The sequence below is a fragment of the Lacisediminihabitans changchengi genome (genome assembly GCF_016634425.1).
Classification (GTDB): domain Bacteria; phylum Actinomycetota; class Actinomycetes; order Actinomycetales; family Microbacteriaceae; genus Lacisediminihabitans; species Lacisediminihabitans changchengi.
The window spans coordinates 206,245-219,535 of the sequence record NZ_JAEPES010000005.1 but is presented as its reverse complement, the minus strand read 5'-3'; the positions used below and the strand labels follow the sequence as shown (position 1 = coordinate 219,535).

The 13,291-nt window shown below is 58.1% G+C and carries 11 protein-coding genes; 1 reads left to right on the top strand and 10 read right to left on the bottom strand.

The features are described 5' to 3' along the window. Both IV501_RS14925 and IV501_RS14920 read right to left on the bottom strand, forming a co-directional pair. The coding region (locus IV501_RS14925; protein ID WP_200557118.1) for a glycosyltransferase at positions 1 to 532 on the bottom strand (532 nt) is incomplete at its 3' end. After that, positions 529 to 1,335, bottom strand: a complete 807-nt coding sequence (locus IV501_RS14920; RefSeq protein ID WP_200554773.1) for a glycosyltransferase — start codon at positions 1,333 to 1,335, stop codon at positions 529 to 531. The genes IV501_RS14925 and IV501_RS14920, both read right to left, overlap by 4 nt. Positions 1,336 to 1,514: 179 nt before the next feature. Here IV501_RS14920 and IV501_RS14915 point away from each other — a divergent pair, with 179 nt between their 5' ends. After that, the gene (locus IV501_RS14915) at positions 1,515 to 4,049 is read left to right on the top strand and encodes a GH39 family glycosyl hydrolase (protein WP_200554774.1); all 2,535 of its coding nucleotides are present in this window, start codon (positions 1,515 to 1,517) and stop codon (positions 4,047 to 4,049) included. A gap of 25 nt (positions 4,050 to 4,074) precedes the next feature. Here IV501_RS14915 and IV501_RS14910 read toward each other — a convergent pair whose 3' ends face one another. The 8 genes from IV501_RS14910 to IV501_RS14875 all read right to left on the bottom strand — a co-directional run bounded on the left by IV501_RS14910 (position 4,075) and on the right by IV501_RS14875 (position 12,917). Then, positions 4,075 to 5,190 (bottom strand): glycosyltransferase, encoded by a 1,116-nt coding sequence (locus IV501_RS14910; protein WP_200554775.1) that lies wholly within the window; start codon positions 5,188 to 5,190, stop codon positions 4,075 to 4,077. A gap of 187 nt (positions 5,191 to 5,377) precedes the next feature. After that, positions 5,378 to 6,166 (bottom strand): glycosyltransferase, encoded by a 789-nt coding sequence (locus tag IV501_RS14905; protein ID WP_200554776.1) that lies wholly within the window; start codon positions 6,164 to 6,166, stop codon positions 5,378 to 5,380. Positions 6,167 to 6,187: 21 nt separating this feature from the next. Then, entirely contained in the window at positions 6,188 to 7,564 is a 1,377-nt protein-coding gene (locus tag IV501_RS14900; protein ID WP_200554777.1) for a polysaccharide biosynthesis protein, read from the bottom strand. Positions 7,565 to 7,575: 11 nt separating this feature from the next. Then, positions 7,576 to 8,871, bottom strand: coding sequence for a hypothetical protein (locus IV501_RS14895; protein WP_200554778.1), 1,296 nt, complete (start codon positions 8,869 to 8,871; stop codon positions 7,576 to 7,578). A gap of 5 nt (positions 8,872 to 8,876) precedes the next feature. Beyond that, a complete protein-coding gene (locus IV501_RS14890; RefSeq protein WP_200554779.1) occupies positions 8,877 to 9,404 on the bottom strand; it encodes an acyltransferase in 528 nt (175 codons plus the stop codon). 60 nt (positions 9,405 to 9,464) lie between these two features. Next, on the bottom strand, positions 9,465 to 10,679 hold the full coding sequence (locus IV501_RS14885) for a glycosyltransferase (RefSeq protein ID WP_200554780.1): 1,215 nt from the start codon (positions 10,677 to 10,679) through the stop codon (positions 9,465 to 9,467). A 73-nt stretch (positions 10,680 to 10,752) separates the two neighbouring features. Continuing rightward, positions 10,753 to 11,268 carry a glycosyltransferase gene (locus tag IV501_RS14880; RefSeq protein WP_200554781.1) on the bottom strand — a complete coding sequence of 172 codons (516 nt, stop codon included), beginning with the start codon at positions 11,266 to 11,268 and terminating at the stop codon, positions 10,753 to 10,755. Between the two features lie 677 nt (positions 11,269 to 11,945). Further along, complete coding sequence (locus IV501_RS14875) at positions 11,946 to 12,917, bottom strand: glycosyltransferase family 4 protein (protein ID WP_200554782.1); 972 nt, start codon at positions 12,915 to 12,917, stop codon at positions 11,946 to 11,948. Between the last annotated feature and the right edge of the window lie 374 nt (positions 12,918 to 13,291).

Genomic DNA, 13,291 nt, shown 5'->3' with positions numbered 1-13,291 from the left:
ACCCGCCGGCCTGAGACCACGCGTCGCGCGTAAACGCGATCGATCTGCTTGACGGCAGGAACGTCGCTGAATCGATCTCAGTCAACCGCGGGGTGGCGGTGAACGCGATGGCTCGTTCGACAAGAGATTCGCCCGTCGGGCGGAAGAAACCGCTGACAACTGTGGGCGTCGGTTGCCCGTCGAATGAGTCGAGCAACGACTCGATCCACCCCGGATCAAGCACGGTTCCGCCGTCAGTCACCAGAATCCATGGCGATTCCGCAAGTGAGATGGCGGTATTCCGCCCCTGGGAGATATTCGCGCCGGGGCGCTCGACGATCCGAACGGCTGTTCCGGCTGGAGGACTCCATGCCGTCAATATCTCAACGGTGTCATCGGCGGACCCTCCGTCCACGATCACCACCTCGCTCGGTAGATGGCGCTGTGCGGAGAGGCTTCGGAGGAAGGTCGGCAAGCTGTGGCCCTCGTTCAGCACCGTGAGCACGAGGCTCGCCGGACGCACGTGTGAGTTCGGTACCGCCGCGAGGGTCACGCGCCAGGAACTTTTCCTGAATTGGCCGATGCCTCGGGGTGCCGGCGTTCTGCGAACCGACCGCCGAAGATGAACTCCGGGTATAGGGCGTAGAACTTTACGAGGGATGCGATCTCATGCGCCCAGGGCGACAGTCTGAAATGCGCGGTTTCCCGCGCCCAACCGTGGTTCCAGCGGAACTGGCCCGCAAGTACGACCGGACGACCGGATCGCCAGGATCGGATGGCGATGTCCTTGTCCTCGTAGTAGATGAAGAACCGCTCATCCCACCCTTTGAGCGCGGCGAACGTCGCAGCGGAACCTGCGACCACTGCGCCCATGCTCCAGAAAATGAATCGCTCCTGACCCGGCTCTGCGAAGACCAGATAGGAGTGATGAACCGCGGACTGACGTGAGACACGATTGACCACCTTCGACAGCAGCAGTGGTGCTCCGCGCCCGTTCGGCTGATCTCGGCCGTCGTTGTTAACGAGTTGGGGACTCACCAACCCACCATTCCGTTCAATTGTTTGCGCGAGGTCGGGCAGATCATCGAATTCGACCGAGACGTCAGGATTCACGAACGCGATGAATTCCCCACGCGCAGCGGCGAGGCCGACATTGTTCGCGGCACTGAAACCGACGTTGTGATCGAGTCTGATCACGGTGGCGCCCAGCCGTTCAGCTACGAGCGCGCTGTCGTCCGTCGAGCTGTTGTCGACGACGATCCATTCGACGTCGGCGGGGGTCGGACGCGACCAGTACCGCTCCAGTTCACTGGCACTGTTGAACGCGACGGTGATCAACGTCCACGGAAAAGGCACGATAGTCGATTCCCTTGTGGCCAAAGAGCGGGGATATCCCGGTCGACCCATCCTAATCCTCTCGTTCGCGACAGGCCCGGCCCACGCCGTGCGTCGTCGCACCGAGTAAAGGTAAGCTCGCCCATCGGCATTCCATTGTCGAGATGCGGGAACCACCCAGCTGTAAATGAGAGGTCCTCGTGAGAAACAACGCCCCAGCGCCCACATTGGTGAGACGCGCCCTCCGAACCACCCGTGTCGCTGCCTGCGTCGCGCTCATCGCTGCCATCGTCGCGGGGTGCACGTCCCCGACGCCGACACCGACGCCGAAACTGACAGCGTCGTCGGCTCCCGTCGCGGCCCAGCCTCCGTTTACGCGCACTCCCATCTCTCAAACAACTCCGGAGACGTCGACCGCCACTTCGACCACCTCGACGCTGGCTGCGGACTACACGAAAGCCAACGGGACAGTCGATCAGAACGTCTTGATGAACGCATCACAGGGCGGCTACGCACCGATGCAGAATATGAACTGGTTCCCGGCGCAGGCCGCGCAGATGTCCAGCATGGGGTTAAGAGACATCCGTATCGACCATGTCTTCGACGACAACTATTACCACGTTGTGAATATCGCGGCCGACGGAAAAGCAACCTTCGATTTCACCAACCTGGACCGCGTGGTACTTCCTCTGGTGCGAAACGGCATGACGCCATTCTTCTCGCTGTCGTACTCTCCGTCCGTGTCGGGTAAAGCGCTCTACAAGGCCCCGGTCTCCACAGAGATCTTCGCTGCGGCGAGCGGCGCGCTCGTCGCGCATTACAAGGCGATGGGGATGTCAGGCCGCAATTGGGAGGTCTGGAACGAGATCGACAGCCTGTACACGTACACCGGCACCATCGAGCAATACGAGGCACTCTATGCGGCAACCGTTGCCGCAGTGAAAGCCGCCGACTCGACGGCTCAGGTGGGCGGTGCCGCGACCTCGACGATCGGCGAGCTCGGCGGCTGGTCCTCCCGGTTCCTGCAGTGGCTTACCGCGAACCCGACCGTTCCGGCCGACTTCTTCTCGTACCACAGCTACTACATCGGCGATTTTTCTGACGGGCCGAAGGCTCAGGCCTGGTTGAAGGCGACCGGTCGCAACATCCCGATCTACATCACCGAGTGGAACAGCAACCCGGCCTCCGGGCTCGGGGTCGGCCAGGGGTCGGACACCAACTCGAGTGTCAGCGGATCGAGTTACGTTGCGAAGCGGCTGTACACCGCGATCGGAGCCGGTGCCGCCAAGATCTTCTGGTTCGGCCCCCTTGAGGGTGCGAATCCGAGCAAGGCCTATCTCGGCGACCTCGGACTGATCACCATGGATGGGCACCGGAAGTCAGTCGGAAACGTCTTCGAGATGTACTCCCACCTTGATCCGACGAGGATCGCCGCGACGATAGCGGGTGCGGGAACAGACACCAAAGATGTCTTCGGGCTGATGACGAAGAATCCCACGAAGAAGAAAGCCACCCTGCTTCTCTGGAACAACACTGCCGTGGACAGCACGATGGCCGTCTCGCTTACCAAGCTCCCCTACTCGAAGTCGAACTTCGAGATCTCGCAGACCATGGTGAGCGATCACAAGGGCAACTCGTTCGCCGACACCTCGACCGCAGTCGACTATCGCTATCCGAGCCCGAATGAAAACGCGCCGGTCATCAGCGATACCATCGTCGCAGGAGCCTCCGCGTACAAGAAATCCATTCGAATTCCAGCCCACGGGATCACCGAGCTCACGTTCACTCCCTCTACGAAGAAGGCACAGGCGGCCACACCCGTTGCGCAGCCATCCAACATCGACCTCGCCGCGTCCGGTGCAGGCTCGACAGTGACGACGACCTCCTCGTCTGCGGAGGTACCGATCGCGGGTTGGGGCACCGCAAACCTAATCGACGGGCGCCGGATCAGCGTGCCGTGGGTTGGAAAGGGCGCCGAAGGATGGAGCTCCGCCGGTCACGCGGACCAGTCGGCTACAGAATCCGCCAGAGTCGACTTCGGAAAATCAAGGGCGGTAGATTCCGTCGTCATGTGGTCTCGCAACTCAGCGGGCCACGAAGGAGAAGGATTCCCCTCCGACTTCACGATCAAGGGTTCGAGCGACAACGCCACCTGGACCGATCTGAGCGCCGTCACCAACTATCACGCGAAGACAACTGTGATCGGCCCGCAGACTTTCACCTTCGAACCGAAAAGCGTCCGTTATCTCAAGGTGGAAGCGACCAAGCTCGCTCGCCCGTCTTCGGAGAATGGAGCCTCGGTGTACCACTTTCAGCTCACCGAGCTCGAGGCCTATCGGAATGGTCTGAGCAATGGCGGATTCGAGGGAACGAAGCTGTCACCCTGGAAGGCTCGCGGCAGCGCGAAGGTGCAATCGCTCGTCGTGCACGGCGGAAACGCTGCGGTCGCGCTGACCAAGGCCGGATCTCGTCTCACCTATGCCGTGGCCGGCCTCACGCCCGGCACTACCTACACCGTCGGGGGCTACGTGAGGTCGAGCGCCACCGGGGGCGGTATGACCCTTCAGGCAGGCAGCAGCGCGGCTTCCACGGTGTCCCCGAAGTGGGCAGCCACTTGGGTCACGTTCACGACGGCCAAAGGCCAGACCACGGCCGATCTGACGATCACCAAAACGGGCGGCGGCACAGGCTGGGCGGACGACCTCACCATGACCTCGAAGACCGGCCAGAACTAGCTCGATCCCAAGCCGAAGGCGGCCCTCACAGTGAGTTGTTCATCCACTCGGTGAATGACGCGTCGAACGCTTCGCGGGAGAACTTTCCGCTCCAGCGGCGGCAGTCGTCCGGGTCGAGAGCCAAGGCCTGGCCGATCGCACGGCCGACGTCTTCTTTCACCAGAGCCTCAAAGTGGACGCCGGAGACACCGGCATCCACGGTCTCGGCCGATCCGCCGATCGCGTTGGCGACGACCGGAGTCCCGAGCGCCATCGCTTCCACCGGCATGATCCCGAAATCCTCGAGCGGGGGGAATACGAATACCGATGCCCGCTGGTAGATGGCGTAAAGGAGCGCACTCGACGGGTCGTCGACGAAGGTAACGGGAACTGATGCCTCCGCCCCCTGTGCAACGAGCCGAGGCCTTTCTGGGCCGCCTCCTGCAAGCACCACCGGCATCCCGACTTCTTCGCCGGATGCGATCACCAGATCAAGCCGCTTGTACGGAATGAAACGTGATGCTCCGAGTACGAAATCGGCAGGGAGGGAATCGAGAATCGCCAACTCGTCGCCACCGAGGTGAGTTCGCCAGTCCGCGACGGACTGGAGCGCCGTCGTTTCGACCGGCGGATAGATCACCGTCGCGTCACGATGCCAGTTGAAACTGATGCGATCGCGCACGAAGTTGCTTATTCCCGCGACAGCCGTTGCTTCCTGTGCCCGCTTGCGATCGAGCGGTCGCAACACGACGGACCCCGCTTTGGCGATCAGGCCGTTGCCTCGCTCGTCCATCTCCCGATTCCAGATATATCTGGCCGGCGTATAGGCGTAAATCAACTTTGGCGCGTCGGCGTTCAGGCCGCGTGGGCGAATGTGGTGGCTGAAGAGGTGGGAGCTTGCAAGCACCCAGTCGTATTCCTTGTTCGACGGTATGGCCGAGCGCCACGCCGCAGTAAGAAAGGGAACCGAGGCCGCCTTGCGACCGCGCAGTGGCGAGTCGGCTAGCCAGAGCTCTCGAACGTTGCGATCAGGAAATCGATGCGGAGCGTTCGACCAAGGCGTGACCAGGTCGGCGTCGGGATAGAGCGCGGCAATCGCCTCGAGAACATTCTCGGAACCGCCACGAGCTTCGATCCACTCGTGGGCAATCAGGCCGACCATATCAAACGCTTTCCGCGCCCCTCGGCGATAAGCAGTAACCGTAATGTCTGCCGCGATTCGTCCGAGGCTCCACAATCCTAGAACAGTCAGGACACGCCGGCTCGCGGCACCTTAGAAGCCGCGTGCGGCAAGCCTTTCAAACGACTTCACGTGACCTGTGTTACTTAGCCGTGACTCGATTTAGGTCTTACCTCGTTGAACGCTTCGAGGTGAAAGCTCTCGGTTGATTGAGAGACCTGCGGACTGCCCTGTACCCGTTGAGAAGCCTCACAAAGCCAGCATCCAGTCTTCGCGCCCACGGCGGATATTGAAACCGCTCCGAGCGGACTCGATGTAACAGCATGGGAATCTCATCTTTGCGCTGAGCAGACAACCCAGTTCCGTCGTAGTCGACAGAAACTCGATCGCTTCCAAGTATTCTCCCCATCAACCCGAGTCGGAGGATCAGGTCGTAGTCGCCCGCGAACCCTGCTCGGAGTGAGTACCCGCCTGCTTCCCGTACTGCAGATGCGGAAAATACAGTAGCTGCATGGCAAGCCGAGCGCATTCCAAACGCATGAAGAAACCAATTATGAGGAACATTTCGTAACAGTTTCTCCGGTTTCCCGGGTTCGACCTGTACGGCGCCAAAGACGATAGCTGGCGACTCAAGCTTTTCCGTAGAAACTTGGATCATGTGTCCCAAAGACGCCTGATCATGGAACTTGTCCCCAGCATTCAAATAGAGGATAAACCTGCCGTTCGCAAGTCCAGTTCCCTTGTTGAGCGCATCGTAGATCCCCGAATCCCCCTCCCTGACATATCGCAGATCGCTGCGCGCCAGGGATTCCATGAATTCTCTAGTACCGTCGGACGACAAATTATCGACCACGATGTGCTCGATGACTTCTCTATCGGAAATGTCCTGAATCCTGACGGAATTCATCGTCTCTTTCAGACCCGCAAGGTTATTCCACGTGATCGTAACGATGCTCAATACTGGCTGTTGCACAGTGTCCTAACCAATCGTCGGCCCGTTCGCGACCCGTGTTTCGCTCGCAATGCCTGTTCCTCTTGCAGCTCCATCGTCATCGACTACGACGGGTTTTCCGTTCCGACTTAGGAATATCAGGGCCGGCACGAGTTGGAAAGTGAGAATGGACACGGCAGAAACCCACACCGGTCCTGGGGCACCCCACAATTTGGCGGCACCGATGCACGCCGGCAGCCCTACCACCAACATGAGTGCCACACAGATTGCCTGAAATCTGAGCTCGCGGTCTCGAGTGAGGTACACACCCAACGGGTAGAAGGCCGATTGAGCAAATATAAGTGCGCCGAATCCTCCAGCCAACCACCACGAAACCGACGTCTGGCCGTGGCCGATGAGCAAAGCCGCAGAGGGCAGCACTAAGACAAGCGCCAGCGAGGCAAGGGCAGACGCGGATGCAACGAGGACCAAAGTTCTTCTCAAAACGCGAAGGGTATCCCGACTAGAGGAAACCGAACGAGCAGCCGCAAAGGCTGGCCAGAGCGCTAGAAGGGTCCCAGACACGGCGGCCCAAGCGGGCGCGTAAATCTGGCTGGCAAATGTGTAGGCCACGAGTTGATTAGAACTTGAAACATGACTCAATATCAATTTGTGCCCGAAGAGTAGAGCGGGCAACGCCGCCATGATTACAAGCATGGGGAGCGCACTCCCCCGTATCGAGATTTGCTTCACTGTTCTCGGCCTGAAAATATCGATGACGATACCGATATAGGAATATCCGCTCCACTTGCCGGCTAGCAGGCTAGCCACCAGGGCGAAAATCGCCGCAGAAATAGTCTGTGCCATAACAAACCACACTGGCGCCAGTTCGAGTGCAACTCCGCCCCAAATAAGCAAGACGCTGAGAATACTTGCACCGCAACTGAGCAAAGACCCAACTTGATTTTTTCCGATACCTGTTAGAACTCGGTACCCAAGTTGGAAGAAAATGAAGGCCGAGAACATTCCGAAGAATGCGATTGCCAACAGAGTCGGGTCGTTGAGGAATTTCGATCCCGATCCCAGCACAATCGGCCAGATACCAATTATCGCAAGAAGGATCGCGGCGAGGATGATAGCTGCGCCAGCCACCAGCAAAATACGCTGCGCCGACACGAGAACCCTATATACATGCTGACTCCTATCACCCTTGCGTTGCGCCGCAACCTCGTTGATCACAGCCGCGCCGACACCCATGTCCGCGAAAGGCAAGAGTTGCGACAAAGTCGTTATGAGGATTATGGACGCATACAGTTCAGCTCCCAGGTAGCCGACAGCTAGCCAAGCGCTGACGAGCCCAGAAACCAGAGCTATCGGAGTTGTTATCGCTCGAACGGCAAGATTCGAAACCAGAAGGCGGCGCACATCGGATCCTTTTACGTTTGTATGCCGGCTGGCTCCCGTAATTCGGGGCTCCCACTAAACTTCTCTGCGCTGGCCACTAGCACCAGCGCGAGAGCGATCCCGACCCACCGCCCATTGGCACCAAGCGGGGAGAAGAGGAGATCCCATAGCCCCTGAACTGCGGCGAAAGCAATCACTACATAGTTGGTTCGGGTTGCAAGTATCCCACGCCCAACAACAAAGATCAGGAACAGTCCGATTACTAGGCCGATCAAACCAGCGTCGTACCAAAACGTGCCGACTATGGAATGCAAGTCGACTCTTTCGCCCACCAGCCGTTCGTAAATGTAGTCGGTGTTTAGATTTTTGAAATTTGCTCCGGCGCTCAACTCATGTATTGCGGCAGCACGATCAGTACGCGACGGAACGACACCGATTCCGACACCCAGCGGGGAGTTTTTGAAGTAACCCAAGAGCGCAAGCGGCTCAATACGTCCCGCGAGAAGGCCAATCGCACCCTGTGAACTCTGACGAGATTGCAGGACATGGCCAAATAGTCCAGCGCTCACCATGCTTGTCAAGGCAATGAACACAGCGGCGCAGGTGAGGACAATTGCCCCTCCAAAAGCAACGACTCGACCAGGTGATAGTCCGCGCTTTCGTCGCTTGATAATGACCGCCAATACCGCGGCCAGCACCAAGGCGCCCGCAGCATTCCGTGACTCGAACGCGAAGCTCACGTACGCCAACCCAAGCATGGACACCACCGAGATCAGCAGTGGTGCGCGAGCCAACAACGACGCGAACAGCAGTGACAACGGCCAGGCAAGCACATACTTCCATGGATTTTCCGCTTGAGCACTCGTTATGAAAACTATGGAGAAAAGGGCTCCGAACGTTCCAAGCACGATCCCGGTTACTTGGATTCCGTTGACCTTCGCGCACCACCCGCACGCGACCATCGCACCGACAAAGGCGACGTATTCAAGCAGCCGCTGGATTAGTGAATTTGTATTCCATTCTCGTCCCGATGGCAGGGAAAGTGACACTAACGCGGTCACCAGCGCGACCGGCACAATCGCGAAAGTGGCCCACAGCACCCATCGAGCCGGGCGATTACTCGCAAATTGCCTCGCGGCAAAAGGGAAACAAACAATGGCGATGATCGTGCCGACTGTAAGTCGGGTCGCAACAGGAGATGGCAGAAAGATAGTTGCTGCCGCCACTATCGACAGAATGCGCTCGACTCTTGCGAATCCTTTTCGTCCGTAAATGCACGCACCGGCCTGGTGAATTCGCGAAATAATGGCGCTGATCGGGTTCTGCATGCGGCTCACCAAAGCCACAACTTCTTCGTCGGCCCTCCTAGGCGATAACCCATATTATGTGGACGGTCGCCGATCTTCTTGGCGGGTACGCCAGCGTAAAGGGACCAAGCGTCCAGATGGCCGCGAACGACGGCTCCAGCTGCGATCACAACTCCGTCTTCGATAACACTTCCCGGCAGTACGGTAACTCGGGGTCCAATCCAAACCCGGTCCCCGACCACGACGCTGCTTTCGACATATTCGAAGCTCTCCGACTTCCAGTCATGTTGCGCGCTCCATATTTGCACTTCGCTGGAGACGTTGACAGACCGCCCAATGCGAAGCCCGCCACGCGCGTCTAGAACCGCTTTCTCCCCTATCGATGAATCCTCGCCGATGAAAAGACCTCGGGGGTTTCGAACTTGGTAGCCATGGTAGATGACGACATCGCGCTCTATGGTCACTCCCGCAGCCCGAAGCGTTGCGATCCGAATGAAGTGAATCGGCCACCGGCCAAAAACCGACAGGAAGACGATTTTGAATCCTTGCTTCATTATATTAAACAGCCGATCGTGTAGTGAAGTTATGAACTTCCGGATCGGGGCGATAGCAGTTCACGATAGCTCCCCGGCAAATTTTTGGAGAATCGACTCGATCCTCAATTTGAATTGGCTCGTGCCATATTTGGCCTGAGCCCATCGCTGCGATTCGCCGTTCCCCAGAACCCCCACTCCGCCGCGGAGGATCTCTATGACGGCCGTCGCGAACTCGGCTGGATCGTCGTGAACCGAAAACGGATGACCGCCGCGATTGTCGGTAATTCCCTCGGCACCGATGTTTGTCGCGACCAGCGGCACGCCTCGGAGGAGAGCGTCCAGACTTTTGAACTTCACTCCGGCGCCGGACAGCAACGGCACCACGGCAACTGTGGCCGATGCGTAGTAAGGCTCGACACTGTCGACGTAGCCCGTGAAAGTGACGTTCGCAGCGTCGGCTGCCGCCGCTTGCAGCTGTGCGCTGGGGGAAGCACCAACGATGGCGAACTCCGCGGAAGGTTCAGACTCGATTATTTTGGGCCACACCTCGCGCAGGAACCATGTTGCACCGACATTGTTCTCAGGACGCTTGAACGCGCCGACCATAATCACCCGAGCTAGCCGAGGTTCCCGCTTGACGCGTTCGGCTGAAATTGAATCATCCCAAAGAGGAGGGTCGATATGTTCGACAGAAACCTGGGGAACAATTTGGTGGACTAACCCCGCGTCCTTTTCACTGAACGCGATAACCATTCCCGCACTCGACAGCTTGCTGTGCTCTCCGGGGCCCGTCCTCTTAACGCGGAGCCACCCGAGAGCTCGGCGCATGATCCGACAACGGGGAGTTGCGTCGAGGCTCCGTTGTTCTCGCTGGCCGAGTACGTCCTGAGAAAACAACAATGGCTTCGGGACAATTAGATTGACCGGGAGCAAACTCATAGTTTCGGTCCAGTGAACCTCAACAATGTCTGCCGCTTCCAGCATCGTGCGCGAAAGAGAGTCTTGCTTCATCGCTCGGCGGAAGCGGGGAGCCAGATTCGTTGGGTCTATCGTCGTCCAAAATTTGTCCGTGAATTTCGTCAACCGAGGCCAACCGGACGTACCGATCAATCGGACTTCAAAATCCAAATCGTTTAAAGCCAAGGCAGCGCGATTTCGTCCGTCATTTGGCGCAAGTACGGTTACCGTGTGACCGAGGCTTAACAAAGCGTCAACGTGCCTGCGAACATATTCGCCGCCCGCATGGGGAATTCCCTTGAAAGGAATGACTTTAGAGAGGCTTACGATTCTCAAGACGGGTTCCTGAGCATCGCGTACTTACTGGGCCACTGAAGTCGATTCGGCCGCTGCTCCGATCCGGTTCTTATCATCGACCTGACTCCCCTTTAATTGCATCTTCACACGCCCGTCGAAAGTCAGGCAGGACAGCCTCGACGGTGAAGCGAGAAAGTGCGCGCTCACGAATTGCATCCCCAAATTTCCGGCGAACGACCGGGTCCGAAAGTTTCCTGAGCGAATCAGCAAGCGCTGATATGTTGTCCGACTCTACAACGAGGGCTGCTTCTCCAACCGCCCAGATCAGTGGCTCCGCATTAGTTACAACTATTGCCCTTCCGGCAATCATTGCGTCCATAAGCTTGGCAGGAAGTTGCGCTTCGGTGACCATCGAAGTCTGGATGCTCGGCAGCACAACAATGTCTCCAGTTCGCACCAGTTCGAGTCCGCCTTCGAAAGTTGTGTTTCCGACCCAGTCTTCCCAGGGTTCGGAGTCCGCTGGCGGTGCATCTGTTACCACGAGCGTGACTCCGAAATCTTGGAGTTGACGCACTGCGCCCCGCAATGTTTCCACCCCTTTGTGTTTTCTATTTGTCCCGACGAACACGACCCGAGGCTCGTGGGTTTCATGAACTCGCCCTGGCCCGGTGTCTTCCCGCGCGTGGGGCACAATAGTTCCACCATAGCGACGCTGCAGAACGGGGTTGCTTACTATTCGCGAAACGCCAAACGCCTTCGACCTCATTACAAGAGCTGGCCAAAAGGTCCGAGGTCGAAGTACGGACTTGGCGACCATATGGGTCCATCGTCCTCGGCCGATCCTTGCCTCTATATCAGGGTCGTCAATATCCAGCAGGATCGGTGTACCTGTTAGCTTCTTTAAGCGAAGCGCTCGGCCGAATGACCGGGGAAGTGGCTTGACAGCGATAATCAGGTCAGAGGACTCTGCGAGTCGAGATAGCTCGTCCTCGTCCGATTTCCGCCCGACCGTAAGGGCGACGCAGTCCCGCGAAAATGCAGAATTCGCAAGCGGTGGCCAGAAACGCTCCTCGACTGGGCCGACTACCACAGTCTTCCATCCGAGTTTTCGAGCGAGCATCCAAATCACATACGCTCGTCCTACCGAATTTCCGGACAGTTCGCTCACGAGTATCACAACTGAAGATGTTGTCTCGGGCACTGGCATTTGTTTTCTGACCTTTTCTATCGCCCACGACTAGCAAGCTCGTCACTCGATGGTCCGTGAATCACCGATATCGACGTTTCAAGTTTGACATGTCGTGTTCACAGACAGAGCCTTTGCCTATCCCGCCGAATGGGATGGAACTCCACAGCGATGGAGCGGATGGCCTCAGTCAATAGCGGAACAGTCACTCGGTCGCTGAATCTCGAGGCAGCCCTTTGAGCAGCTTCAGCCACCCGAGTCCGCGAAGCCGGATCCTCCAAGAGGGCCTGAATCGTACGCGCGAGAATTGCACTTTCATTCGGTGTTACCAGATATCCGGTCTCGCCGTGGTCGATTTGCTCACGGGGCCCGCCCTCGTCCCCGGCGATAACTACGAGACCGCCAAGCATTCCTTGATTGATCACTTGCCCGAACGGCTCAGGAGACGTAGACACAGAGACTAAGCAGTCCGCGTCGGCAATGAGCGCTTCGACGCGGTCGACGTGTCCTAGAAACTGAACTGGGCTTCGAAGCAAGCGAGCCTGCGTCTCAAGCATCGACGCGTAGCGCGGATCCGAATGCGCACTCGAGCCCGCAATCATTAGGCTGAAACGCCCGCTGTACCCAGCCACTTCGAGCTCGTGCAGCGCATCGAGCAACACGTGAATGCCCTTCCAAGGGTCGAGCCGGCTCAGAGTGAGGATCCGAAGGGGTTCACTAGGAGCCGAGTTGCGCTTCGTTGCAATCGACCCAGACACTGGATACGCGACACGCTTTGGATGTGAGTCGAATTTCGCCGGCAGCGTCGATAGCGTCCATTCGCTATTCGCGATGAATGCGTCAAACCTCGGGAGAACGAAGCCATTAAGCACCGCTAATTTCAGACGCGAATTTCGTTTCGGGTTGAGATCATCTCTCATGTAGTAGATACGGATGGTGCCTTTGGGCAGTCGAATGCTTGAGAGCACAACTGCCGCCTTGGGACTATTTGCGACGATGATGTTCGGGTCGAGCATTCTCAACCGCCCGGACAGACGCAGGCCCATCCCTAGAAACGCAAATTTGTGGGGGGACGCCGTGAGCACTTCCACCGGTATGCCTGCCGACGTTGCACCAGAAAACGCGGTACCCGGGCCCAACGAGATGAGTCTCGTCAGCTTGGCCTTGCACTGCACCAGGTAGCGGTTTAGTCCCATTTGCCCCCCGCCCGGCAACGCAGAGCTATCTACAAAGACGACGCGTGGCTCGTCTGATAATTCGTTCAAGGTGGAATCAAGTCCCTGCTGGCAGAAGTTCGATATGTCCCAGTTACTCTATGTCGCCACTTAAGGGTGAGGCACCGATGTCGACTTTCGAAGCGGCCGAACAGATACGACGAGACCTTTGTGCGGCACCTTGCCATCAGTCTCAACAACCTCCAGCGCGCATCCCAGCTCGATCAGTCCGAGCGAAAGAACGTGGCGCG

Bases quoted from the DNA above. Each gene is read 5' to 3' on its own strand.
- IV501_RS14895 (WP_200554778.1), bottom strand. From the start codon at position 8,871: ATGCAGAACCCGATCAGCGCCATTATTTCGCGAATTCACCAGGCCGGT.
- IV501_RS14890 (WP_200554779.1), bottom strand. From the start codon at position 9,404: ATGAAGCAAGGATTCAAAATCGTCTTCCTGTCGGTTTTTGGCCGGTGG.
- IV501_RS14910 (WP_200554775.1), bottom strand. From the start codon at position 5,190: ATGGTCGGCCTGATTGCCCACGAGTGGATCGAAGCTCGTGGCGGTTCC.